This window comes from Legionella birminghamensis (assembly GCF_900452515.1).
GTDB classification, from domain to species: domain Bacteria; phylum Pseudomonadota; class Gammaproteobacteria; order Legionellales; family Legionellaceae; genus Legionella_C; species Legionella_C birminghamensis.
Window position 1 is genome coordinate 63,398 of sequence record NZ_UGNW01000002.1, and the last position, 25,477, is coordinate 88,874.

The following is a 25,477-nucleotide window of genomic DNA, read 5'->3' on the forward strand; positions in this document are numbered from 1 at the left end:
AATCACTGCGCGGATTACCTACTGCTTTTTGTCTTTTCTTTGAATACTCTATTTAAGAAGAGTAAAGACAATGGATGTCATACACGGAATTTTTCTCGGCATCAGGAAGATGCCCTCCACAAGGATGTGGATTACTACTCTTAAACGTCACCCTAATAAATGCTTAGTCTAACCCCTATAGAACCACTACTTCATCCTGGGGCCGTTCTTCCTTTAAAAACTGCTTTAAAATTCGATACGTATCCCTATCCCAATCGACTGCGTGCAAGTTCCCTGTGAAAGCGTTTAAGTCCTGCTCATTATCGAAGGTTCCCAGATAGCGCCACTGATTAAACAAAAGCCACTGTGCGCCCTTCAGGTGTTGTTCTTTAATCGCAATGCTGCCAGGATAAGGCCAGATTGCGTTTTTAAAGAGAGTAACCGCCTCATGAACTCGTTTATTATAAGACAAGACCCCCTCCTCTTCATTGCAAGCCCCAAGACAGCGGCCCAACTGAAATGAAAAACAGACACTGTTTGTTTTTTCCAGTCCACAAAGCTTGGGACATAATTGATAGCTTTTTATTAATCGTTCCAGGTGGCGCTTGGCGGCATGGACACTGGTAAATGCACCCAGTACAGTCTCCTCTTCGGTATCCTCCATGACCATTTGCGTGTGAATGTGCAGCGTCAGATAGCCCAGAACATTGGTCTTGAGTTGATTACTGACGACCTCGCCCAATGAACTGGTTGGCAAACTCCATGACCGCATGCCCTGGTTTTTAGACGAGACCCAGCAAGCAGAATGGCTCTCCCCTACTCCGTTTTCCGCAGAAGAAGTCAGTCACTTACTCCAGCAACCCTTGTCAGTGGAGCTTGCCTGCCATCCCGTGACACCCAAGATGAATTCCGCGCTATATAAAGGTGACGATTGCATTGAAGCGCTGTCGGTTAATGATTCACTGTCGCAATGATTTTAAGGCCGTAGGATTTCAAACGTCCGTGCACTGGATTTTCTTTCACGTTTAAGCCACCATTATCTCTACCGCATCATTTTGCTCAAAGACAAGGAGTGTCTATGGAATGGCAAATCGGCGAGACCGTGTACTGGCTAGGCCAAAAACAACATACCCCTGAGCTTGGTTTATTCCCTTTATCGATTGCGATTGTGAAAGAAACCATTCAAGCCATTCATCCGCAAACGCCTCACCAAAATCCCATTGTGACCGCCCGTTTCGCTTTTGGCCTGGATGAGGTGTTTAAAAGCCAAGAAGAGGCGTTGGAAGCACTAAAGCAACAAGCGACGGCACTTTTAAGCAATCCGGCGCAACGGCTTTCCAATTTTTACCGAATGCAGTAATTCAATCGAACTTCAATCAAGATAAGCGTTTACAGCTTCCAAACAAGGAGAACAAGGATGTTAAGCATTGGTGATACAGTATACTGGCTTTCGCAAGCGCAGCATGACGCCGACGAGGGTACATTTCCCCTGGATATTTCAATTCAAAAAGAACGCATCGAAGAGATTATAACCAGTGAATCAGGTCAAACTCTGTATACTGATTACGGCCGCCACTTAAAAGCAGAAGAAACATTTCCCTCCGCAGAAGAGGCCTTAAAGGCACTGATTGAACAATGCGAAAACCTTCTATTATCACCAAACACCGAGGAAGCCACCTTCTTTGCGCTAAGTGATTAGAAGGACTACAGCATAACTGCATCACCCGGATATATTGTATTGCTTACCTGCATTATAAAAATCATTGCAGGTGCATGATCCTCGGCAAAGTTGAGGTTATCCAATAATGCATCGACTACCATCCATTGCTAAATGGCTGTTTAAGTTTACATCGATCTGATAGTAGCTAACTTCTCTCATCACTTGGTGGAAGACTCAATCCAGGGATTGGAATAGCCTTCAATAGCGGCTACTTGACTTGCCCACTCTTTTTCCCAAGCGCTTGGCGGAAACTGACGATGCCAGGCAACGAATAATTGTTGTTGTGCGCTACTTAATGCAATGCCATAACGGTCAGCCATAAAAAGGTTCGCACGGGCGACTAGGCCTTTCACCGCATCGGCAGGCTCAATGCGACGTGTAGCACTATCAACATAAAATTCACAGCCGTAGGTTTTTGGTTTGCCGGGAAGTTCGGCGTAGCGATAATTAGAACGGAGCTGATTTAACAATCCCACTTCGGGCCATAAATTATAAAGCTCAGCTTCCGCCTGGCGAAATCGCGGCTCTATTTTTTCACAACAAGCCCGCCCTTTATAAGGTGTGCCGTTGGCATGATGGCAAAGCGGTACCCGCCAACAGGCGAACTGCCGGCCAAAATTTTCTGCGGGCATAATATGCTCCCATTCCAGGCGTAACGCACGCTTTTTATCCGCCGCGGCATCCATCTGGCAGCTCGCCAAATCAATTTGCTTGTTTTGGTAATGGCATTGACAATATAGGGTGATTGGATGCGGTTCAAATACGGCCGCTGCTATTTTTTTAGCTTGCGCGAAATTAGCAGGCGGTACTGCATCACACACCTGGCTAAATAAAAGAATAATTAAGAGCGATACGGTTTTCATGCGCGAAGCTTAAAGAAAATGCGCCGGGTTTTCCAGTCTTGTCTTTTTTTAAACACACCCTGCCCTATCATGTGCTTTCTAAGGAGTGAATACCATGTCTCTGCATCAAACCGATTGCCACTTGGATGGAAAACAAGTGACTGTTCATTTCCGCTATTACTGGCCAAAAGCATACGTCCTTTGGCAGCACAAGCGATATGGGAGTATCGATATCACTGAGGTGATGACCGCTGATGAACGAATTGACTTTGAGTCCTTGCCGGTTGAATCGCAAATTGCCTGCCGCCATGCCGCCTGGGAGCATTTGCATGCCAACAGACTCTTAAAAGAAGCCAACGTCGCCAGTATCTGGCAAGCAGACGAGCATCATAGTGCTCTTCGCCTCAACACAGATTGAAAAATGTCTGGGCAGTGGCTTTTTTCCTTTACTTATCAGCGCTCTAACATTCTATACACATCGTTATCCACAGATTTTGTGGATAAGTAATAACGGGATTTATCGTATTTAAAACGCGATACGCCTTTATAATCATAGGGCTTGAAGAGGAAAAGAAGAAAAGAGGGGCTACTAGAGAGATGTTTTAAAAAAACTTATCCACAAAAGCTAGGCTTGGGATAGAAATTTCGGAAATGCATTGTATCTTCTTTTTTTCAGAAGAACCAGTCTTGACTTTTTGCCGCTGTTTTCTTTAGAGGCATTAGGTGCCCTATGTACTTAATAATTAATAATAAATTTCATTATGGGGTTTTGCGTCCCTTCCACCGTATTCAACACGCATGCCCACGCTTCTAAATGATTTTCATCCCAGGCATAAAAGGGGTCTAAAGAACGCTATGAAGGTGTTCTCCTCCTCGGTAATTACCCCAACATTTCGCTTAAATCCATGGATTTTCGTTTCTGGTAAGTCAGCATGATATCGGTAATGAGTCTGATTTTTTCATTGTGCTCGACGTCGAGAGAAAAAATCCCTTCAGTAACTCCCCGCATCAGCCGGGTTAATTCATGGTCATCGACACTGACACTGGGCTTATTTTTGGTGGGTTTACTATTGTCCGTTGAACGGCTGCGGATGAAGGAGACCTCGAGCCAGTTCACTGCTAATTTGGGCTGACTGATAGATACAAAGAGTGGACTCTTCTCCTCTTCTGTTCGGATAAAATAATCACGGGAGGCGGCGAAAGACGCAATCATTTCACCAGGGTAGACTATAAAATTAACGCCTAATGAGGCAGCAATCCACATGACGGCCGGGCTTTCTTCGATAAGATAGTTAGTAGAAGACTGCATCAGTACGTCGTTTGATACCGACTCATGCGCGTGTCTTCGCACAAAATCAGAGGCCACTCGCTGTACGGATTCGGCTAATACAGGTTCTGACTGATACAAGGCCGTGATTTGCGATTGCAGGCTGAGGTATTCATTGGATTTGTTGAGCCAATCCCGCCAAAACACCACCTCGTAGTTCGTGGCGATTCGGTTTAATGCGGCTTGCTTGTCTAGTGGAAACGCTTCGATAAGGTGCGAATCAAACTCGGTGGAGTTCAGTCCCAGCGGCTTTAAAAAACAATCTAAATGGTTCTCAAAATAGGTTTTTCCCAGCAGAGTGGCTTCTTCTTTCAGTGCATTAACGGTGCTGGTGTTTGGTTCAATATCCCGACACAAATTATGCCAATACACTTCATCCGCGATTAGGAACGTGGTAAATCCAAACTCAGCGGTGGCTTTCTCTATAATGGCGCTTAAGTAGTCACCGGTACAATATTGATTCCCTTTAATGCTTAAAAGGACTACTGCTTTGGTTTTGTTGAGATTAGGGAATAATGATTTGGAATTCCCCTCGAATCGTGCTTTTAAAATATCCCCGTTTTTAGATCCTTTGACTTTAACCATGGTTCTCCTTAATGTATCCCTGTAAGCCTTCAACGGATTACATTGTACATAATTTGAACTAACAGGTCAATAGCAACACAAGTCGCCTTTATATTCGCTTATTTAATTCTATAATTAGTAAAACAAAGGGAATCATGATGGCGAATACCAATAGACCTTCCTCCGACATCCATCAATTACTTGATGAGCTGGAATCACTCAAAACCCAACTCCTTGAGGAACAGCAAAAGAATCAATTTTTAGAAAATCTTATTGCCTTAATCCCTGGTCACATCTACTGGCTCAATGAAAGAAATGAATTTTTAGGCTGCAATAATATGCAGGCCAAAACCGCTCAATTGAATTCTCGCCACGATATAGTAGGCAAGACCAACTATGATATGCCGTGGAAAAACCAAGCCGCAGAGCTCAACAAAGCCAACGATATCGCCAGACAAACCGGTACCACGCAAATTCAGGAAGAAACGATTGATACAGCCGCGGGAAGAAAAACCTATCTGTCTTACAAAGAACCCTTGCGAGATGCAAATCAACAGATTATTGGTGTTTTAGGAGTCTCGCTGGATATTTCTCAAATCAAAAAACTGGAGTCCGAACTTCGCAGTGCCAAAGAACTGGCCGAAGCCGCCAGTCAGGCCAAAACCGAGTTCCTAGATAATATGCGTCATGATATCAGAACGCCGCTCACAGGCATTGTGGGCTTTGCTGATTTACTGAAGATGGACGCGAATACCCCCCATATCCAGGAATATGCTGATAATTTAATCGCCTCGAGTCATGCGCTGCTTGAATTAATGGATGAAGTCCTGGAAGCCATTCGTGTCAGCTCGGGAGAAATTCCCAGGCTTAAAAAGAAATTTGATTTAAAAGCAGCATTAGAGCACGTCATTAAATTAAACAGGGCAAGAAGCGCCCAGAAACGATTAACCCTGTCTTTAGAATTTGATGAGACCATCCCCCGCTATGTCATTGGGGATAAAGTGCGTATTCATCGCATTATCCTTGAATTAGTGGCCAATGCCTTAAATTTCACGGATACTGGATTTGTGAAATTATCCGCGCATCTTGCTAAACAGGAAGGCAAGCAATTGGTGTTAATGCTGGTTGTTGAAGACTCAGGCATGGGCATTCCCAAAGACAAACAGCAGGAAATCTATGTTCAATTTAAGCGCTTAACCCCTTCCTATCAAGGCATTTATAAAGGTGCCGGTTTGGGCCTGTCGGTTGTAAAGCAATTTGTGGATGAATTAAACGGTGAAATTTATGTTAAAAGTGAGCCACGCAAGGGCTCATCCTTCACCTGCGTCATCCCTCTCCAGGAACCGCTTCTCGATAATGATTTAGGCATGGAAGAACAAGATTCGCTGGTTGATCAACTGTACGAAACGACGTATGCACAGCAAATAAAACCACCACCCTGCCCCTCCGTAGAATCCGCTGAGCACCGAGTACTCGTGGTTGAAGATAACATCATTGCACAGCATGCCGCCCGATCATTATTATCCAAACTTCAATGTGCCGTTGATATAGCAGAAGACGGCAAGACCGCGCTCGATTTATGGAAAACGCAACACTATGATTTGATCCTGATGGACATCGGCTTGCCTGATGTAGACGGTTACGAGGTGACGCATGCGATTCGCGTGCAGGAATTAACCAAAAAAACGCATACGCCTATTATTGCCTTAACGGCACATGCCGGCGATGAGAATAAAAAACGCTGTATCGATGCGGGTATGAATGCCGTACTGACCAAACCGCTTACTGCTAAAAATTGCTCTGATATTGTTACGGCGTTTATTCCGGGGCGTCAATCTCCAGATCCCCATTTGGGGGGTCCTAATCCTCGCTCGGACTTGCCAGAGGAAGAAGCGCATTTATTTCAGCTCAATGAGTTTCAACTACTAGACGTTGAAGAAGGCCTCAAAACAACCGGAACAGAATCTCAGCTGGCTGATATGTTGGCATTTATGGTGAAAGACTCTTTACCTCAAGACTTTTTGTTAATGCAAAAAGCGCATGATGAGGGCAACTGGGAAAAAACCCAGCAGCTCGCACATAAAATCAAAGGCGGTGCAGTGTATGTAGGGGCTACTCGCATCAAAATTGCCTGCCAATACTTAGAACGCTACTGGAAAGCAGGCCAAAGTGACTTGCTTGAACCATTGTATCAACAAGCTATCACCGTCATTAATGACAGCATTGAAGCGATTAATGAGTGGATCAAACAAACGAATGGCTCGTGATCTTGGTCTAAATGAAATGGTTATTTCTAGCCCAGTCTTTAGCACTTAATCCTGAGTACCTTTCCATTAAGAAACACCAAGAAGGATGATTCCTGCTTTCTACAGTTTCCCCTACTTATGCACACTGCTTCATGGGGTTAAATGGTTGCCGTTCATTCTCTTGCTCAATTAAAAACTGTTGCTGCCATAGGTGCTCCAGTTCGTGTTTTATGTTTTGAATACGCTCTCTAATCGAAACAATCATTTCTTCAGTGGATTGCTGATAGATACTTTGAGTCAACTTCTCAATTAAGAGGCTTTTTTCAAGCATTTGCGCTTCTAACTGGACAAGTCGTTCGTCTTTTTGCTCTGACATCCTCTCATAGTCGTAATTTATTTCGCTATTTTTCTGCTGCTGATATCGTTCCTCGCGCAGCTCCTGTTGGTCTTTAAAATCTTGTCCCAAATAAAAGTGCTTATAGAATCCCTTAGGAGTCCGCCAACGATTTTCCCGGATCATTTTTGAAAGGATGTTATTTCGGTGTGTAAAACAGGTCACATTCGGTAAATAAAATTCACTGTTAAGCAGGGCAAATAAATATTCCGCTGCCAGTTGCTTCGGGGATGAAAGTTGCTTTTTGTGTGCAAAACTTAGATTGAAAAACGTGCCTAATACCAGTTTTTTGACTTCATCGGGGATTTCTTCCTTGATTTCTGAATAGAAAAAGTTCTGGATAGTATCGAATTGCTGGCTTAATCGGTGTAGTGTGGGTTTATCCACAGAACGAGTTAATTTTTTAAAACTAATAGTATTAATAAAAGAAGAGGGATAAAGATCACTTATATATAATCCCCTCATTTTGAGGGGATCGATCCCCTCATTTATATTAACATTATTGCATTTTGGTTCTATATTGCCCTGCTTTTGATGCTTATCCTCATTGGACTCATTGATATCATTGTGGATATGGTTTAGATCAGATGGTTGAGTATTTGAAACGGGTTCAGAGGGTTTAATTAATGTCAGTAGTTTGTCGGTAATGTGAATGTAATTACCCTTTTTAACTTCAAAGCCACCCTGCTCTCTGGTTCTACTATAGAGCGCTTGGCGTCTTTCAATGAATCCTTCTTCGTGTAATTCTTTGATGTATCGCTCCAGGGTGCTTTTGGGGATGCCTGTGTCTTCTACGATTTGAGCGTAAGGCTTCATAAACCATTTATGATTTGAGTTTTTTAAAGTGTAGGTACTGGTTTGCCAGCCGAGCAGTATATAATCCACAAGCTGCGCTTTTCGGGCAGATGGAATAACTTTCATAAGACTTTTAAATCTCATGTGAAAAATTGAACAAAGGTTCCCCATAGATAATATCCCTTACCTTTATTGTTTTTATTGTTTTTTTAGGGGAACAAAGCTAAAATAATCCGTGGATGGATCCAAAAATTTCGATGGAACTATTTATTCCTTGATGTTTTTGGTGTTTAGCTTCGTTCCAAGCTAATCTTTATGTTTAATTGAGGAAGAGTTTGCAGACTTTTCCTCAACTATCTTGCTGTAACTAACCTATACGATACAATCCTCTCTTAATGTTTATTGAGTAATCAGTTAGATTCATTTGATTGGTATCAAATTACAAAATCCTGCTCTATACAACTACTCTTTCGCTAACTCTATAACAATGCAAAGAAATCCGCAATATATGTCTTTGAAAAATAAAAAACACGGAATTCTTAATTTATAAGTTGATAAATAAGTAATTAACATATAGATTTGAATTTCATATAATTTATTGAAATGGAAAAAATGAAAAACCAGACTGGTGTAGAATATATAAGAGCATTAATAGCTCGTGGAGAAAGTGTTCTACGGCAAATAGAAGAAAGCGGTAGAACTCCTAACAATAAAAAAATCTTAGAAAGAAGATGGTCTTTGAAAGAGGCTGCTGAGTTAGTAGGTAGATCAAGTAGCTCTCTCCTCAAAATCCAAAATCAACTGATAGCAGATGGGCTCCTTGATAATCTTGAAAAATATGAATCAACAAATAGGATATCTGGCTATACGTTAAGACAAATAAATCAATTTAGAAGTCATTTCAAAACATTTCCTAGAAGAGACTCTGATTTAGATGAATGTTTAACTTTGGCAATTCAAACTTTTAAGGGTGGAGTTGGAAAGTCTGTAACTAGCGTTTCTGCTGCTCAATATTTCGCGACAATGGGTTATAGGGTTTTATTTATAGATATGGACTCTCAAGCCTCATCTACTAGTAGCTTTGGTTACATCCCTGATCGCGATATTGATGATAATAGTACATTATTGCCATATTTTAAGGGCGAAATAGATAGTTTGCATTATTGTATTAGGAAATCATATTGGGAAGGTTTAGATATTATCCCTTCAAACTTGCAACTTTATAATCTTGAACTGGGTATAGCAGAACAAATAAGGAATCTACCTTCAATTGAAAAAAATTATGTCTTTACAGAGCTTAAGCAAGGAATTGACACGGTTAAGGATTCCTATGATTTAGTGATTATAGACAGCCCTCCGGCATTAGGATTTACGTCAATGAATATTCTGTGTGCAGCTGACGCCATTGTTGTACCAACGCCACCTGCATTATATGAGTTTAGCTCAACCGTCCAGTATCTTCGAATGATAGAAAATGTAATTGAAATGATTGACTCTGATAAAGAATATAAATTCATTAAGATATTAGCTACAGATGTTTTTCCCAATCAAATCAATCATAGAGAGTTTCTACCTATTATGCAGGATGTATTTGGTTACCATATGATGAGCAAGTATTTTTTGCACACAACTGAAATAGGTAACGCAGCTATCGATTTTCAAACTGCCTTAGAGGTACGCCGGCCACAAAAAAGGGCATTAAATATAATCAATTCTTTTTGTAAGGAGATCGAGACAGAGCTATGGAAAACATGGCCAAGCAAACTTAAGAAATTAGAGAAAGAAGGAAAATTTGTTTTAGGAGGTGAAAATGTCTATGCGTAAGAAGAGATCTCTTTCGGGAGTAGTTGCTAATAATTCTAATTCAACAGATGTTAGCAATAAAATTATATTGCCTGCTACTTCAAGGACTTTGAATCAAGAAAAAAAGAACAATCATAGCGAAGCAGTTAGAGGAACCGAATTTTTAGTTGAACCGTCTGATTGTCGTCCATGGAAATTCCATAATAGAGACAATATTTGGATGAGTGTAGATAAATGCCAAGACCTTATTTCTTCTATTAGAAAGAATGGCCAAAAAGTTCCTATTTTTGCTCGAAAACTAGAAAATGACGCTGATGGTAAACATTGGGAAATTATTGCAGGAAGAAGAAGATGGTTTGCATGCAATCATTTGGGAATAAAAGTTCGTATCAAGGCCACGGATGCTAATGATCGTGAATGCGCAATTCTAATGAATTTAGAAAATAAAGACAGGAATGACATTAGTGAGTTTGAAGATGCGATCAGTTTTAAACAACAATTAGAAGCTAATTTATTTGATAGTCAAGATGAGATGGCGAAAGCTCTAGATCTTAAAAAGAGTAAGCTATCTAAAATGTTGTCTGCTGCTAAGATTATAGAATACAGAGAAATTATAAACCTTTTTAGAGATATTACTCTCCTAAAGATTAACCCCGTGTATACCTTGGTATTGTTGTTAGAAAAAAATACTACGAACAAAGAGCTCATTATAAACAAAGCAAGACAATTGAATGATGTAATCTCGAGTCGAAAATCACCGATAAAAACTAACGTTATTATTAATGAACTAATAAGTTCAATTGATAATAAAGAAAATAAAAATAAGATTTATAAAACATTTAAGTTGGAAGATAAAATAATAATTAAGACAAATGATGTAACATCAAGGAAAGTGGTTTTTGAGTTGAATAGATCAAATTTAGTTAATTTTAGTCCTGAAGCGATTAAGAGTGTTGTTCTTGATGCGTTAAATGAATATCTGGAATTAAACTCAGTTTCATAAATGAAACTGAAGCTTAACTGTTTGATTTAATGTATATTATTGTTTTTTAAATCATTGAGATAAAGAAATTTTTTAAGTCAATGTAACCTTTTTAGTGGCACGGGATATCTTGGATATAAAAAGGTTATTTATAGAAAACAGTAGTTACTGCTGCAATGCTAGCTAAATTATGAAAGACGAAAGTAATCAAACGGTGTCATCCATTGAGCCGCGTCTTGCTTTTTTTAGAGTAGATATGGAACCTATTCTTTATGAAGATATGTCTAGACCAAACTATCAAGATAGAAAAAATAGTGGTGGTAAACATTTTTATTTATTCGTTAGAGAAGATGCCAGTGGACGAAAAAATGCGGCAGTATTAAAGTTCTCTGATGCTTCGTAAATAAATATTATCCAAGACCTGACTCGGTTCATTAGTGTGACCGTCACAACTGGAGAAAATGTATTAGAGTTTGTGCACTTCTTTATGATGAATTTATAATTATGTCCAGTGGAATGTTCGCGAATGCTCTTTTTCTGTCGAAATATGAATCAATGGCAACTGCTAAAAATAAAAACCCTGTTGGTGGGGAGCTTATGCAATCAAACTTTTGGTTTTATAAAATTGGCGGTATTATCTATTTCTAGTTTTGTTTCCAGCTACACACTGTGTTAGCTGGCAATGCTCCGCCCCAAGATCAAATCAAAGGATAGGAAATGAAGGTTGCGAATGGTAAAAAAGGTATAGTTTATTTACATTGGTTAAATGGATTGACCACATTCAGTTTTGCGATCCTCTTTTCTTCATTGTGTCTTTATTTAACCAATTATATGGGTTTAAGCCAAATCCAATCGAATGGTATTGTTAGTTTTTTCTTTGCTTCGAATTTTATTCTTCATTTTGCAGCCGGATATATAGGAGATAAATTATTAAGTAATCGGCTCCTATTTGCTGTATCCACTATAATACAGGCTGTAGGTTTAATAATACTGAATTATTATGAGTCTTTCATTTATTTGGGACTGAGTCTATTTCTAATAGGCTCAGGCTTTGGATCTACTTGTATTAACTGCCTGATAACACAACTATTTTCTGCTGATGAGAGTCCCCTTAGGGAAAAAGCCTTTTTTTTAAACTACAGTGCAATGAATATTGGTTTTCTTTCTGGTTTTTTGTTAAGTGGATTCATTGATATCAAAGATAATTATGATCATTTATTTGAAATGAGTAACGTCGTTAGTTTGATGATTGGATTTTTTATAATCAAATCATGGAAATATCTTACTAAAGAGTCTGCCACTCTCAAATTAGAAATTAAGAAGGGAAAAATGGGTTTATTCTGTCTTTTGCTGCTAATCCCCGTTTTAGCTATAGGCTTTGATTATACTTGGATAGCAAATATTCTCATTCTCACTTTCGGAATTTTAGCTTTGTTGTATATCTTTGCCGCTGCGAAGCGTTCTAACAATATAACCCAGCAAAGAAAAATATATTCATTTGTAATATTGGCTGTGAGTTCTATCTTGTTCTGGATGTTATATTTTGTAGGACCATTAGGGGTTGCTCAGTTTTTAAAATACAACGTTAACTCCACCATAGGCTCATATCTTGTACCTCCTCAATGGCTTATGAATCTGAACTCCATATTTGTTATTATCGGCTCGCCCTGCATGATCTTTTTGATTAACCGACTTCGTATGCAGAATATTGTTTTTACAATATGCAACCAGTTTGTTTTTTCATTGTCGTTCATCGCCTTGTCTTTTGTTTGGCTGGCTTTAGGGGTTCTAACCGTTAATGATGATGGGTTAACTGGCATGATTTGGATTGTAGGTCATTATTTATTCCAGTCTATCGGTGAATTATTAATTGCTCCTGTGGGCTATGCAATGATTGGGCATCTTGCACCTAAGAAACTTCAAGGGTCAATGATGGGTATATGGATGATGGCTCCAGGAATATCAGCAACATTAGCCAATTATTTTTCTAATTTGATGACAAAGTCTGAATCATTAAATCCTTTAATCAGTAATGAATATTATATGAAGACATTTACCCAATTAGGGCTATGTGCTTTACTGGGTGCATTTTTATTATGGTGGTTTTCAAAGTCTATCGATAAGATCATAGAAACACAAACCATTCAGCAGTCCGAAAAACTCATATTAGATTAATGAAGACATTTGGTCTTGTATTTTGGATAGTTTGACTTCCTCCTGGGATAACATGGATAAAAAGTTATTTAAAATATTTCCATTGTTTATCGTTTTCATATTTTTTTTAATTCCATTTATAACGCTTTGCTGGACTTGTAAATCTCTGAGTAAGTTACTTCTCAAAGAAGGTTGAGGGATAGATTCATTCAAATTTTGTAAGCGTTTGGCTATAGTGAATTCGTCTAACCCCGAATACGCTAGCTCCTCTCTTCTTAACTTTGTACGCAAAGCGTTATTTTTTTCCTCTTCTTTTTTGTAAAAACTTGCATTGGGTGAATATTTGTCAAATCCCTTTGGCGTTCTCCAGCGATTTGTACGAAGAAGTTTAGAGATAATATTTAATTTGTGCTTAAAAGAGTCAATAGAAGGGAATTGTTCTTTGCTGCCTAAGGAAAATAATATTTCGTCAAATACTTTTTGAGGGGATGAAATTTTTACGCCTGGAGCTTTCTGGATATTAAACAGCATCCCCTTAACGGCATTAAATTCAGAAAAAGCCAGTTTTGACTGAGAATTACAGTAAGTAATATTATTAATTACTCTATTTTTTTCTTTATTACTAGAATCTCTTGAAACGGGAGAGTCAATTCTCTCGCTTATATCAGTATTAATAGAGGATGTTTTTTCTTTTATTTCAATTGTATTTGGTGGCTTGCTATAGATTTTTAATTGATTTTGCAGTGAATCGGTTAGCCCTATAAAACATCTTGGAACACCATAAAATTTAAATCTTCTTCGGATGATGTACCCTGCTTCTTCTAAGTTTTTTAGATATATATAGATCCTACTTTCACTAAAACCAAGATCTGTTGCTAAATCAGGAATTTTTCTTGTAAACCATAATCTTCCATCTCGTTTTAATAAGCTTCCCTGAGAGTGAAATATTATTTTGTCTAAAAGTAAAGCCTCTTTCGGGGATTTTGTCAGAGAGAGAAGTCTGTTGAAGCCATGATAATAAATTGAATTATTCATAATACATCCATATAACTTACTTGATTAATCCTGAGGTCGTTAACGTATAAATTAATTGTGGGGTAGTTTTACAATTGAAACTGGTCTTTAAGTCACTGAGTCGATATAAAATATAACGTTTTGATTTATTCGTGGTTTCGGCAATTTCGGTGACTTGGTTACCTGTGATTATCATTTTTAGAATCTGAGAATCTACATAATCAATGTTCATTCTATAAACTCCATTTCGTATTGAATGTATTTCAAGTGATGTAATTTATAACTTGAAACTCTTTAATGCAATAAGAATTTGTTTTTTACCCAATAAATTTTGTTATGTAAATGACATCATGATTGAATGGAACAACTTTCTCTTGTAGTATTCCTATACGTAAATAGAAAAAAGTTAGTGTTATATGAGTGAGTTATCTTGGGATAAGGTTAGTTTTGACATAGCTCGTGTTAATAATCGTCTCTATAACATTCTAAGAACTATAGATGGCATCGAAAATATGCTTTTTACGGTGCTTGAATATGAATATGGTCAAATAATTGCGGATGAAGAGTATTTTTACCTTCCAAATCAAAATGGAAAGCTTACTTCAGTTCCATTTTCAATGGTTTTGGAAAAACGAATGGAGATGTTTATTGAATTCAGAGGTAAATCAAGTACACATCAAGTCTATAAAGAGGGGGATTTCTTTAGCGTTAGTTCTCTTTATAATGCGTCAAATACACATCATCCCACAGATATTCTACAAATATCATCCGGCGCTAGAAATACATTCTTACTTAGTCCTGTGGCAGACGCAAGACCACACGCTAGTTTAGAAAAATACTTTAAGGCTACTATACCTGTGCCTCATGAGCTCGAATCTCATTACTTAACTTTTAGTGCCTTATGTAAGGCTGCAAACAGTCCCTGGCGTTCGAAGCTATTGGTCTTTCCATCGGAAATTGTTAAGTCAATTAAAGAAAATAAACTTCCTGAGCTTCTAAGTTTGATAATGGAGTTTGATTCAAATCAAACAGGCTATTACGCGAATTTACCTTTTTATAATTACTTGATGGCTTATATAAGAGCTAATAACCAAGAAATCACCCAGAATGAGTTTGCTAATAATGCAATAAGTCAGCTTATAGCAATAGGGGCGGGACAAGTTCCTGGATATGGATTGGCGGTTAATGACGATTTATTACCATTACATTTTATTCAAGATGTATACCGAGATATATATAAAACAAAATATACGCCGTTCATAATGGAGCCTGTACATTTCATTAAACGAGTTACCAGTCCAGTCTTTTACTCTATTGTAAAAGAGGAGATGGCGTTTAAACCCTCGTCATTCTCGAATAAACCTCAGCGATGTGAGTTGATCTATGAGACCTACTATCAATACGTACATGACATAAAAAAGTTAGGTCACTTCAAAAATACGCCTTTTTTTGAAAGTGCAACAATGCTTGAATTAACCCTCTTTCATGAAAAGAAGAATCAAGTAACCAATTCTCTGTTCAAGCTACCAAAGGATGCAATGTTCAATTACGATCCACGGTTTTTAGAACAAAGTAATATGCTTGGCTTTTCAAAGGAGCAATTCCCTTCGAAAACAACATTTCTAGTTGGATGTTTTGGAATTAAATAAAAATGAGCTTTAAAACACTGCTTTGTATAGACTCTCTTCAAGACTATGATCTTATAGATCATGAGTTATTGTTCAGCTTAGGAATTCATACTCAATTCTTAATCAAAGACTTATCAAAAGCATCAATTTACTCTAATACAGTATTTACAAAATCATTTTCATTCGAAGATCTTTTTATTATTTGTAATTCTGTTCGACCTGATTATATTGTATGCTTTTCTGAAGAAATGTTTGTAGACATTGCAAAAGTGAGGGATGACCTACAAATACCGGGTATGCATTTAGAAAAAGCAATGTTATTAAGCCGTAAAGATTTAATGTATCAAAAGTTGCAGGGTTTATTCCCATACCCAAAAGCAACAGAGGTGGGTTCTTCTGATTTTGAATCGATTATTAATCAATTAAATACCCATAACATATTTATAAAGCCCGTTAATTCGTCTGGGTCCTATGAAACTTACCACATAAATACAGAAGAAGAGTTTAAAAAATTTATCGCTAGTAGAAAAGAAAGCGAGATTACCTATATTGCCCAGCCTTTTGTAAACTCTGATTTATTTCATTCTGAAATAGCGGTTTATAATGGTACTATTTTGTTTGCGGAGGCAAGAAAATATACATCACCAAATCATTTAATGGTTAGTAGAGGCTTGCCAATATTTAGTTTGAACATCTTAGATCCTCAAACAAAGCAATTGATCATTGATGCAACTATTATCATAAAAAATCTCTTAGATTTTAATAATGGTGTCCTACATACTGAGTTTTTTATGGGTGAAAAGGGGGAGATCCAGTTCCTTGAAACCAACGCTAGACCGCCCGGGATTGGATTAAACAAATTGTACAAGAAGAAATATTCAATAAGCCTCGAAACCATATTATGTTGTATAGTTTGTGAAGTGCAGCCGCCAAAGCTAATGGAAAGTGAAAATCACTTTATCTGTGGTTATTTTCCAAGAAAAGAGGGACTTGTAAAACAAATTATCAAGCCGAACGTGGGAAATCAAAATGAATGGACTATTTTTATAAAGCCTGGAGATAGGATAGAAACAGCCAAGCATATGTCTAAAGCGGCCATGGTGATTTGCTGGGATAACTCCCTTGAAAAAGTAAATGAAATCGGAGAGTTCCTTTCAGAACAACAAATAGTGGAAATCGAGCAATAGGATTTTCAAAGCCGCATTTTTGCTGCTGATGAATTTTTGACTATGTCTTTTAAAAATTGTTCGTTCATATTTCAACATGGGTATTTGAATATCAATGATTATATATATCGCTAAATAAAAAATCTACAGGTAACAACATGTATGAGTATCGATTAATAGAATATTACTCTGATAAACAAGAGATCAAATTGCTATCAAACAAGTCTACCTTGGAGGAGATATTGGCTGAATTTTATCAAGGTCGGTTCAATGATATGTTTACCGATAATGGATATGTGCAGGGTCATCTTTCTATTTTCGTGAACTCAAAACAAATTTTCTCAATCATAGGTATCACGCTTAGTCCTAGAGACGAAATATGTATTGTGACCTCGATATCAGGAGGATGAGGGATGGATAGATATCAGCGCCAAGTGGCTCTAATTGGTGAACAAGGACAGGAGAAAATACAAAATGCAAAAGTTATGATAATAGGCTTGGGTGGTATAGGATGTCCTGCAGCACAGTATTTGGTAGCTTCAGGTGTTGGTCGAATAGCCTTAGTAGATAACGATAGGGTGGCTTACTCCAATTTACATCGACAAATATTGTTCACCCAAGATGATGTTGGATTTAACAAAGCCGAAATAGCGAAAAAAGTCTTAAGTAAAGTTAATCCTGAAATAATTATAGATGCCTATCCAACTATGTTTGACCTTAGTTTTGGCGATTCTGCAATTACTGATTTTGATTTGATAATTGATGGAACGGACAATTATGTAACTAGATATTTAGTAAATGATCTTTGCGTTTTAAAAAAGAAAGTGTTCATAAGTTGCAGTATTTTAAAAAATATTGTTCAAATTATTTTATTTGACACTAAACAAATTTGCTATCGTTGTGTATATCCAAGCCCTCCTCCTGCTGGAACAATACTTAATTGTTCAGAGGCGGGTATTTTAGGAACTGTGACTGGAATAGCAGGAACCATGACAGCTAATCTTGCCTTAAACCACTTTCTTGATGTGGAGAAAGAGCGTCAGGCTCAAATGAAAGTGTTTGATGCAAGAGATTTTAGTATGTCATCCTTAATTATTAAACAGAATGAAGAATGCATTAGTTGTAAGCATAAAAAGATGGATGTTGAATCTTTAAGGAGATTAGAGAGTGATGGTATTGAAATATGGGAGCTAGATAGATCTAAGCATTTCTTAGTTGATATCAGACAAAGAGAGGAGAGAGAGGTAAAAAAACTTGATGATGACATGTTTTTTCCGATTCAAGAAAATTCTAAATATGATTTCTTTTTATCCTATAAAGATAAAAAAGTGGTTTTGTATTGCTCAACCGGTTATAGAAGCAGAAGTTTTGCCGCAGAACTTAGAAAAATTGGAGTTGAGGCCTACTATTTAAAAGCGAGCTTATAATGATTAATCATACATCATTTAGGGCTCGTGACTATGCAGATACTCTCAATGTGCTGAAGCCTTTTGTGAAGCTTACAGGAATAACTAGGCTAGCAGATATCACCTATTTGGATTACGTGAATATTCCTGTCTGTACCGCTATTAGACCTAGAGCAAAATCTTTAACTACAAGTCAGGGAAAAGGCATAACGAAAGAAGCTGCTCAATGTTCTGCACTGATGGAATCAATAGAAGTATATTTTGCCGAAGAGCTCAAACCAGAACTTTTTAATGTATCAGAGCATGATTTAATAAAATCGGGAAAATCCTTCATACCAATTAACCACTTGGCTAAATCAGTTCGTTTTACCAATCAAAAACTACCCATTAATTGGATAAGTGCTAAATTACTATTCTCAAATAAATCTGTTCTTGTGCCATTTGCTGAATATTCTTTAAACTCCTATTTGCCTGAGGTGTTGATTTATTCCCCTGATTCAACAGGGCTAGCCGGGGGAAATACCTATAACGAGGCATTATTACATGGGATTTTGGAAGTAATTGAGCGACAAGACGTACATTGCGAAAACCATATACATTATTTTGAAAGTCAATTAATCAATAAAATATCGAGCTGCCTTAACCTTTCAATTACTTACAAAGAGAACAATTATAGAATTCCATCTTTTGAGGTTTTGATTAAATCAAAAAAAACATTCGAAAATCAAATCTTATTTAAAGGCAATGGATGTCATATAGATAAAACAATAGCTTTAAATCGGGCTATCACAGAAGCCATTCAATCGCGATTAACTACTATAGCAGGATCACGGGATGATCTGATCAATACTAAATATTACTCAGGGTTTAGTGAGTTCCCTAATATCACTAATAAAAAAAACTTTACTGAGGTACTCGATTATTCTGCAAAAACTATAGAAGAGGCTATTTCAATACTATTTAGAAAAATCCAAGCGAACAATGAAGACATCCTAGTGTATACATATTATGACAAAGAAATATGTATTGTGAAGGTTAAACTTATTTCAATGGACTTGCTAAACCAATGTATGACACAGTAGTTTTTGTAGAGACATCTTTAGACCATCGAGAGGCGTCTGCTATATTCCCAGAAGCAAATTATCAATTATCGGTAAAAAAAGGCGATATTCTTAAAGCAATTAAGGATAGGTATAAACGAATCGTAATCATTGATGGAAATTTTTCGTGGGTTCCTTCTGTATGGCATAAAGAAATATTAAATGCGTTAGACTATGGGATTACTGTTATCGGGGCTGCCTCCATGGGTGCATTGAGGGCAGCAGAATTGGATTTATTTGGCATGATAGGACATGGGTATGTTTATGAAATGTATAAGCATAAAAAAATAGATGGAGATGATGAAGTCGCCATTTCGTATTCTAAGTATAACAGCATACAAACCATTCCATTGATCAATATTCGTGTAACCCTTGAACGAATGAATATATCAAATAAGGAAGAGATTATAGAGCTAATACGAACCATCTTTTATGCGGATAGAACGTGGGAAAAGATTGCCGATCATCTTCCAGCTCCATTATTTAATTTAATTAAAACTAATTACATTGATATAAAAAGAGAGGATGCGAAGTCCTTGTTACTTTTTTTAAATAATCAATCAACCAATCTATCAATACCATACTCTAATGGTCAGAGAGAAAGAGAGTTTACTCTTTTTGAAAAGAAAGCAATTGAATCTATGTTGTCGCTTCCTTCAACAAGTCATACGCAAATTGAGTTTGAGGTTGAAGATTCACGTGTTGAAAGTATTATGAAATTTCTATCTGTACCCCAGAATAAAAGCAATGAGGCACATTTTAAATATCTAATTTCACTTATAGATCAACAACAATATGAAATAACGGAGATTGAACTAATTTATCAAATCGAACTCTTTAGAGAAGAGCGTAATTTGTTAAGGAAAGAAGAGTTTGTAAATTGGCTAAGAGAAAAAAATTTATATAACTCAAACCTCCACCAACTCTTTAGTGATTATGTAAAATTAGCAAAACACAAAACAGTTTCCTACGATTACAACGCTTACTTTATTTAGTTTCATTTCAAATAATCCAAAATTATTTAACAATCCTGCACCTAGGTGAATGCACCTTTTATCAAATGATGGTTCAATAGTATTTCGCTTATCTATGCAATTAATTATGGAAGCAGAGCAAGAAATATTTGATATTTTGGAAGGATGCATATTGTGTTTGCAAAAAGCAGCTATAGAAATCGGTGGATTTGATTTCGATAAACATGCACAAGCTGCAGTATTTGTATATACATGGCTGAAGCGTCAGCAGTTATTTTTTATATATCCATTTGAAAATGAAACAGTGCATTAGATGATGAGTCAATCGCTCTTTCCAAAAATAATAAATGCACAAACATAGATTAATTGAAGATCGAAAAATGACAGGACTTATAGTGATGAAATGAAGCGCTTTATATGCGATTTTTTCAGAAAATAATTCAATTAATTCCCGGCATTTGATGTCTCTGGAATATTTCAGTTACCAGACTGGGATCTTCGATTGAAAATTAAAGTACGAAAACAAGGATTTAAGCATGAATGCAAAAAATAAAATAATACCAAATGCTCTTTTATCGGGTACTGTATTAGCACTAGCAGGCTGTGCTGCAACCCAAACCGCAATCGAACATGGATCATTACAAGTCAGCACAAAACAAAGCGAGACTGTTTTTCTTGAGCCCGTCTCGAATGCTGAGAAAACAGTTTATGTTTCAGTGAAAAATACCTCCGATGAAAGCGTGGATATTACTCCCCAATTAAAAACAGCCTTAGTTTCTCACGGTTATAAGGTGATGAATAATCCAGAGGCTGCTCATTATCTCTTACAAGCGAATGTGCTTAAGGTTGGCAAGATGAGTATTGCTGCAAGCCAATCTGCATTAGGCGGGGGCTATGGTTCAGCTATTGCAGGTGCAGCAGTAGGAACTGCTGCAGGCAGTTTTACCAATTCAAGCAACGGGATGATTGCAGGAGGGCTTGCTGGAGGTGTCATTGGTTTAGCCGCGGATGCCTTAGTAAAAGACGTCAATTACACCATGATTACTGATGTGCTCATTAGTGAGCATGCAGGAAGAGGAGTTAAGGTTAAAGAGCAATTCAGGGCGAATATTGGAAATGGATCATCTAGTGGGTCTTCTCAAAGTTATTCAAACACCAGTGCATTTAAAAAATATCGAGTTCGAATCGTGTCGAATGCGGATAAGGTCAACTTAAAGTTTGCTGACGCACGTCCAGCCCTAGAGCAGGGGCTCGTGAAAGTCATTTCCGGGATTTTTTAAGTCGCTCGATAAACATTAAACAAACTGAATTAATTATGCCCAGGAACACTCGGGCAGGGGATTTTTTTACCTGAAAAAGGAGAGCAACTCAAAATGAGAAGGAATGTTTACAAAAATTCGATGCTTTTTATAGGGGCAATCGTGTTATCAGGCGCTGTGTATTCAGCCTCTGTTGAGAAAGAAGAGCTGGCTATTGATTGCAAATACCTTGGAAGCAATTTAAGCCAATTGGCGGCTACGAACACCAAGGAGTATTGCTCGGTCGATGTCAACCATGCTGGTGCTGTAATGAAACTATCTGGGGAATACATTGAAAGGAATAGAACTCATTCTGCAACCGAAACGCTTAAGTTAGCCCATAAAACACTGGAGCACGTGAAGTCAGAGACATGGAGCTGCGTGTATTTCTCTTCGTTAGTTGTTCCCTACATAGAAGAAGTAAAACACATCATCGACCAATTAGAAGTGATACATGGGAAGTTATCAAAATGAAAAAGAAACATTTTATGACTATCAATGCAAGGGTCAGGGAGAAAAGCATTCAGCTCCATGAGTTTTTGAAATGGTCAATGCCTGTTTTAGTCTTCAGCTGGTTACTGATTGTGTGTTTTACCAGTATTGGTCATGCAGAAGCAGGGCAAAACTATCTTAGTGGAATGAAAAGTGATGTCAGTGCTACTTTCGGAAAGAATTCAGACTTACCGGGTTATTTGTATGGTGCAGAAACATTGGTGGCCGGGGTTACCTGGATGAACAAAAAAAGCCCCTGGATATTTGTAGGCTTACCGCTACTCATGATTTTTACTCATTGGGGTTTAAGTTATGTCTCATAACTATACCACCTTTATGTTGTCAGAAGAGCCGCGTATTGCCGGAATTCCTTTAACCACTGGATTGCCCGTGTATTTGCTCACGGGCATTGGGTTGCTTATAGGATATGCTCCCCAGCTTTTCATTATTGGTGCGGTTTTAAGCCTCATCATGCATTTTAAGTTCGGGGGATTACCGCTAAGGGTTTTACTCGGGATCATCTATTGGTCATTACCGCATGCAATGACAACCCCACTTTTTAGAACATTCCCTAATTCCGCTCACCGAATTTATGTAGGCTAGCCTTATGAACCGAATCTTTCGTGACAATGTGGTATTGAAAAACAGGGTGCTATTAAACTTGACCCTTGCCTGGGCATTTTCGGCGACATTGGCCGTGATTATTTTGGGTGGGATTTGTTTTTATGTGGTTAAAAACAAAGAAACGCATTGGTTGCCCATCTGTACGGAAGAGGGGTACTTTTTGGGGAACGCTTCCTACTCTCCATCCTATATTAAAGATATGACCAAAAAGGTCATCCAACTGCGGTTAACCTACAATCCAGAAACCGTTGAGTCACGATTCGCAACGCTCGTTCATTTAATTCCCGCATCCCATCAGGAAGCATTCAAAAAGATTTTAGATTCTGAAATCAGTGTGGTGAAAGAAAAAAATATCAGTAGTGTCTTTTATGAAAAAGACATTGAAATTGATCCCTCTAATGTGCAAGCCAAAATCAAAGGCACCTTGAATCGAACCAGTCATGGACTTGAGGTGAAGCCTCAAGCGAAAGTCTATTTAGTCCAGTTCTCTTATAAGCAAGGGATGATGTGGCCGATGTCAATTCAGGAGGTGCATTCATGAAGTCATTTCATTGTTTGGTTCTAGGCATGGCATTTTCCACAAGCCTTTCTGCAGCAACTCCGGTAGCTACCTTTAAGTTTGAAGAAGGGGAGCAATTTACGCTGTCTTTGTCATCCCTAAACTTTAACCGCATTGATGTGGAAGGGGAGCGAATCGTTAAAGTGAGCTTTCCTGAACACGCCTTCATCGTAGAGCAAAATAAGGAGAATGACGATGACTTAGATGGTGCTGTGGTCTTAAAGCCCTTAGCGCATATTCCCTTAACGGTGTACTTCACTACCGATAGAAATCATCATTTTTCAGCCACCATATCCCCCATAGAAGATTTGGGTAAAACCATCCGGTTTGTCTCGAAAAAGATGAGAGGATTTGATTTTGTGGACATGAAGGAAAAGCGGCAATACCAGAGCAGTGATTTGATGACGGCTCTCATGGAAGGAACAATGCCGGTGGGCTATCAGGAAGTGCCAGTGAAGCCCACGACGTTTTACCTGCATAAGCATTTAAAGGTAACCCTGGTTAAGCAGTATCAGGGAGAGGATTCTTCGGGCTATGTGTATCGCATCGAAAACCAATCTCGACGTGAGATGGCACTAACTCCTGCCTTATTTGAGCACCCAAAGCTTGTGACGATGGAGCTTTCAGAGAAGAGACTTAAGCCCCAACAAACCGCTTATTTCTATGGCATTTACCGTGAACAGTCCGCCATCGGTTAACAAGGAGGCATGGGAGATGAAGCTGATTAGCAAGTTGATGAAGAAAAATAAAAATGGGAATCAAAACCATAGCGCCAAAATGGAGCAGTTTCGTAATGCCTTAGCTTTTCTGTTTATCGGGGGCTGTTGTTATGGATTCTATCTTTACTCGTCAAAACCGGCACCGGTATCTCACCCGAACAGCCAGCCGGTTTTCGATGGAGTGTTAGACAGTGCATTTAGTCAGCTAAGTGATGAAGCGGTGCTTGAAAAGCAGCAGCGCCAGATTGATGCGCTTAAAGCCCTGGTTGAAAAAAACAAAAAAAAGGAAGCTAAACAATCGGAAGGTGCCGATTCCGAGAGCCAGGCATTGCTTAGTGAGATGAAAAAACAATTAGAACGACTTGAACTCGAAAATAAAGAAATGAATGCCAAACTACAGGTCGCCTTGCTCAAAACCTCGCAAACCCATTTAGCCATGGGTACTGCAAGGCCGCCAACCCGGGAGGAAATGGCTGCCCGTCAAAAGCAGCGCATTCAAGCTGAAAAAACGTTTTATTCCAAAGCAGGCCTTGAAACAGTGAATTTCAATTACCGCCGTCAATCCAAAGAAGAACGAACGCCCGATAATTATGTTTGGGCGGGCACGCATGTAGAGGGCATACTGCTCAGTGGCGCCAAAGGGGATGCAGGGATTAATGGCTCTAAAAATATGGGGACAGCCCTTATCAGGCTCAATTCCGATGGAATAATGCCGAACAATCGCCATTCGCGCCTCAATGGTTGCCTGGCGATTGTCTCAACCTATGGCGATTTATCCGATGATGCAGTGGTGATGCATCTTGAAACCTTATCCTGTGCAAAACCCAATTTAAGTTTTGAGCAGAAAGTCTATGGTTCTGTTTATGATTTGGATGCCATGCAGGATTTGCGCGGAACCTCCATTTTGAAAACCAAACCGCTTTTGGAGTACAGTGCAGCTGCAGGAATGATCGCGGGATTTGGTGATGGACTAAAAAATCTCAACACCGCACAAACCATCAATCCAGGGGCAGGCACTATTACCACTTACGGCCAGGCGTCGACTCTTGCACAATCTGCTGCAGGCGGGGCGGTGAGTAATCCTGCCAATAAAATATCCGATTACATCATGAAAATCGCTGATATCTATCACCCCTTAGTCGTCGCGCGAGCGGGAAGGCGCGTTTCCGTAATGTTTACCAAAGGATTTTGGATTGATAGGGCGCATCAGTCGTTTGAATCCGGTCAATCGGGTAACAACCAATCCGCGCAAAATGAGGCAGCGATTACGACCACTATCAGCCGGGCAGAGCAAGAGACTGCTCCCAGTGACAGCATTGAGCCCCTTGTTGCGCAGTCCACACCTCAATCGGACTCAAACGCGGCAGAGCAATTCTTAAATCAGAATGGGCTTACTAATCAACCTTTCTTTTCATCTGTGAACCCTAGGGGAGATAGCCATGGTTAAACCATTCTTGGTCTTGTTGAGTGTTTTTTCTGTAATAGGAAGCACTGGATGTTCGCACTCGATTTTCGACCATCAAGACGTTCGTTGCCCTTTTGTTGAGCGTGGAGGTTGTCAAAGCATGGAGCAGGTCAACCGTATGGTGGATGCCAGACGATTTACACCAGATGGGCAATACGTTCAACAAGAACAATGCAGGGGCTGCTACTTCAAAGTAAGTCAGTGATTAGCTAATATTTTTTAGGAA

Annotated in this window: 28 protein-coding genes; 23 read left to right on the forward strand and 5 right to left on the reverse strand. The window is 38.6% G+C overall.

What is annotated here, in order from left to right; all coding sequences use genetic code 11:
- Nucleotides 1–175 precede the first annotated feature (175 nt).
- Complete coding sequence (locus DYH42_RS15700; RefSeq protein ID WP_115317188.1) at nt 176–736, reverse strand: hypothetical protein; 561 nt, start codon at nt 734–736, stop codon at nt 176–178.
- A gap of 13 nt (nt 737–749) precedes the next feature.
- On the opposite strand from DYH42_RS15700, the gene DYH42_RS15705 reads away from it, so the two are divergent.
- The 3 genes from DYH42_RS15705 to DYH42_RS15715 all read left to right on the forward strand — a co-directional run bounded on the left by DYH42_RS15705 (nt 750) and on the right by DYH42_RS15715 (nt 1,678).
- On the forward strand, nt 750–953 hold the full coding sequence (locus DYH42_RS15705) for an SOS response-associated peptidase family protein (protein WP_058523998.1): 204 nt from the start codon (nt 750–752) through the stop codon (nt 951–953).
- Nucleotides 954–1,057: 104 nt separating this feature from the next.
- Entirely contained in the window at nt 1,058–1,339 is a 282-nt protein-coding gene (locus DYH42_RS15710; RefSeq protein ID WP_058523999.1) for a hypothetical protein, read from the forward strand.
- A 57-nt stretch (nt 1,340–1,396) separates the two neighbouring features.
- A complete protein-coding gene (locus tag DYH42_RS15715) occupies nt 1,397–1,678 on the forward strand; it encodes a hypothetical protein (protein WP_058524000.1) in 282 nt (93 codons plus the stop codon).
- 179 nt (nt 1,679–1,857) lie between these two features.
- Here the strand turns inward: DYH42_RS15715 and DYH42_RS15720 are convergent, their stop codons facing one another.
- Nucleotides 1,858–2,562 carry an endonuclease gene (locus DYH42_RS15720; RefSeq protein ID WP_058524001.1) on the reverse strand — a complete coding sequence of 235 codons (705 nt, stop codon included), beginning with the start codon at nt 2,560–2,562 and terminating at the stop codon, nt 1,858–1,860.
- Nucleotides 2,563–2,656: 94 nt separating this feature from the next.
- Between DYH42_RS15720 and DYH42_RS15725 the strand changes: the two genes are divergently transcribed.
- Nucleotides 2,657–2,959 (forward strand): hypothetical protein, encoded by a 303-nt coding sequence (locus DYH42_RS15725; protein ID WP_058524002.1) that lies wholly within the window; start codon nt 2,657–2,659, stop codon nt 2,957–2,959.
- Between the two features lie 462 nt (nt 2,960–3,421).
- On the opposite strand, the gene DYH42_RS15730 is transcribed toward DYH42_RS15725, so the two are convergent.
- Nucleotides 3,422–4,453 carry a hypothetical protein gene (locus DYH42_RS15730; protein ID WP_058524003.1) on the reverse strand — a complete coding sequence of 344 codons (1,032 nt, stop codon included), beginning with the start codon at nt 4,451–4,453 and terminating at the stop codon, nt 3,422–3,424.
- Nucleotides 4,454–4,587: 134 nt separating this feature from the next.
- Here DYH42_RS15730 and DYH42_RS15735 point away from each other — a divergent pair, with 134 nt between their 5' ends.
- On the forward strand, nt 4,588–6,699 hold the full coding sequence (locus tag DYH42_RS15735) for a response regulator (protein ID WP_115317190.1): 2,112 nt from the start codon (nt 4,588–4,590) through the stop codon (nt 6,697–6,699).
- A gap of 115 nt (nt 6,700–6,814) precedes the next feature.
- On the opposite strand, the gene DYH42_RS15740 is transcribed toward DYH42_RS15735, so the two are convergent.
- Entirely contained in the window at nt 6,815–7,993 is a 1,179-nt protein-coding gene (locus tag DYH42_RS15740) for a helix-turn-helix domain-containing protein (RefSeq protein ID WP_242604338.1), read from the reverse strand.
- 477 nt (nt 7,994–8,470) lie between these two features.
- Here DYH42_RS15740 and DYH42_RS15745 point away from each other — a divergent pair, with 477 nt between their 5' ends.
- From DYH42_RS15745 to DYH42_RS15760, 4 genes are all read left to right on the forward strand, one after another.
- Nucleotides 8,471–9,691 (forward strand): AAA family ATPase, encoded by a 1,221-nt coding sequence (locus tag DYH42_RS15745; protein WP_083503141.1) that lies wholly within the window; start codon nt 8,471–8,473, stop codon nt 9,689–9,691.
- Complete coding sequence (locus DYH42_RS15750) at nt 9,678–10,673, forward strand: ParB/RepB/Spo0J family partition protein (RefSeq protein ID WP_058523981.1); 996 nt, start codon at nt 9,678–9,680, stop codon at nt 10,671–10,673. Before DYH42_RS15745 ends, DYH42_RS15750 begins: the two co-directional genes overlap by 14 nt.
- Nucleotides 10,674–10,842: 169 nt before the next feature.
- On the forward strand, nt 10,843–11,055 hold the full coding sequence (locus DYH42_RS15755; RefSeq protein ID WP_058523980.1) for a hypothetical protein: 213 nt from the start codon (nt 10,843–10,845) through the stop codon (nt 11,053–11,055).
- Between the two features lie 314 nt (nt 11,056–11,369).
- Entirely contained in the window at nt 11,370–12,827 is a 1,458-nt protein-coding gene (locus tag DYH42_RS15760; RefSeq protein WP_058523979.1) for a peptide MFS transporter, read from the forward strand.
- On the opposite strand, the gene DYH42_RS15765 is transcribed toward DYH42_RS15760, so the two are convergent.
- Nucleotides 12,819–13,841, reverse strand: coding sequence for a helix-turn-helix domain-containing protein (locus DYH42_RS15765; RefSeq protein ID WP_058523978.1), 1,023 nt, complete (start codon nt 13,839–13,841; stop codon nt 12,819–12,821). The genes DYH42_RS15760 and DYH42_RS15765 overlap by 9 nt on opposite strands.
- Nucleotides 13,842–14,236: 395 nt before the next feature.
- Here DYH42_RS15765 and DYH42_RS15775 point away from each other — a divergent pair, with 395 nt between their 5' ends.
- The 14 genes from DYH42_RS15775 to DYH42_RS16740 all read left to right on the forward strand — a co-directional run bounded on the left by DYH42_RS15775 (nt 14,237) and on the right by DYH42_RS16740 (nt 25,456).
- Nucleotides 14,237–15,469: a hypothetical protein gene (locus DYH42_RS15775; RefSeq protein WP_058523976.1), complete on the forward strand. Its 1,233-nt coding sequence runs from the start codon at nt 14,237–14,239 to the stop codon at nt 15,467–15,469.
- A gap of 2 nt (nt 15,470–15,471) precedes the next feature.
- Nucleotides 15,472–16,635: an ATP-grasp domain-containing protein gene (locus DYH42_RS15780; RefSeq protein WP_058523975.1), complete on the forward strand. Its 1,164-nt coding sequence runs from the start codon at nt 15,472–15,474 to the stop codon at nt 16,633–16,635.
- A 392-nt stretch (nt 16,636–17,027) separates the two neighbouring features.
- Nucleotides 17,028–18,041: a HesA/MoeB/ThiF family protein gene (locus DYH42_RS15790; RefSeq protein WP_058523973.1), complete on the forward strand. Its 1,014-nt coding sequence runs from the start codon at nt 17,028–17,030 to the stop codon at nt 18,039–18,041.
- Complete coding sequence (locus tag DYH42_RS15795; protein WP_115317193.1) at nt 18,041–19,102, forward strand: YcaO-like family protein; 1,062 nt, start codon at nt 18,041–18,043, stop codon at nt 19,100–19,102. Before DYH42_RS15790 ends, DYH42_RS15795 begins: the two co-directional genes overlap by 1 nt.
- Nucleotides 19,087–20,115 (forward strand): TfuA-like protein, encoded by a 1,029-nt coding sequence (locus DYH42_RS15800; RefSeq protein WP_058523971.1) that lies wholly within the window; start codon nt 19,087–19,089, stop codon nt 20,113–20,115. Before DYH42_RS15795 ends, DYH42_RS15800 begins: the two co-directional genes overlap by 16 nt.
- A gap of 106 nt (nt 20,116–20,221) precedes the next feature.
- Nucleotides 20,222–20,407, forward strand: a complete 186-nt coding sequence (locus tag DYH42_RS15805) for a hypothetical protein (protein WP_058523990.1) — start codon at nt 20,222–20,224, stop codon at nt 20,405–20,407.
- A gap of 223 nt (nt 20,408–20,630) precedes the next feature.
- The gene (locus DYH42_RS15810; RefSeq protein ID WP_058523970.1) at nt 20,631–21,374 is read left to right on the forward strand and encodes a complement resistance protein TraT; all 744 of its coding nucleotides are present in this window, start codon (nt 20,631–20,633) and stop codon (nt 21,372–21,374) included.
- A gap of 93 nt (nt 21,375–21,467) precedes the next feature.
- Entirely contained in the window at nt 21,468–21,866 is a 399-nt protein-coding gene (locus DYH42_RS15815; RefSeq protein WP_058523969.1) for a hypothetical protein, read from the forward strand.
- Complete coding sequence (locus DYH42_RS15820) at nt 21,863–22,207, forward strand: type IV conjugative transfer system pilin TraA (RefSeq protein ID WP_237759030.1); 345 nt, start codon at nt 21,863–21,865, stop codon at nt 22,205–22,207. Before DYH42_RS15815 ends, DYH42_RS15820 begins: the two co-directional genes overlap by 4 nt.
- Nucleotides 22,197–22,487, forward strand: coding sequence for a type IV conjugative transfer system protein TraL (gene traL / locus DYH42_RS15825; RefSeq protein ID WP_058523968.1), 291 nt, complete (start codon nt 22,197–22,199; stop codon nt 22,485–22,487). Before DYH42_RS15820 ends, traL begins: the two co-directional genes overlap by 11 nt.
- 4 nt (nt 22,488–22,491) lie before the next feature.
- Nucleotides 22,492–23,049 carry a TraE/TraK family type IV conjugative transfer system protein gene (locus tag DYH42_RS15830; RefSeq protein WP_058523967.1) on the forward strand — a complete coding sequence of 186 codons (558 nt, stop codon included), beginning with the start codon at nt 22,492–22,494 and terminating at the stop codon, nt 23,047–23,049.
- Nucleotides 23,046–23,765: a type-F conjugative transfer system secretin TraK gene (gene traK, locus DYH42_RS15835; RefSeq protein ID WP_058523966.1), complete on the forward strand. Its 720-nt coding sequence runs from the start codon at nt 23,046–23,048 to the stop codon at nt 23,763–23,765. Before DYH42_RS15830 ends, traK begins: the two co-directional genes overlap by 4 nt.
- 16 nt (nt 23,766–23,781) lie before the next feature.
- A complete protein-coding gene (locus tag DYH42_RS15840; RefSeq protein ID WP_058523965.1) occupies nt 23,782–25,233 on the forward strand; it encodes a TraB/TrbI/VirB10 family type IV secretion system protein in 1,452 nt (483 codons plus the stop codon).
- A complete protein-coding gene (locus tag DYH42_RS16740; protein WP_083503140.1) occupies nt 25,226–25,456 on the forward strand; it encodes a hypothetical protein in 231 nt (76 codons plus the stop codon). Before DYH42_RS15840 ends, DYH42_RS16740 begins: the two co-directional genes overlap by 8 nt.
- Nucleotides 25,457–25,477: the final 21 nt, after the last annotated feature.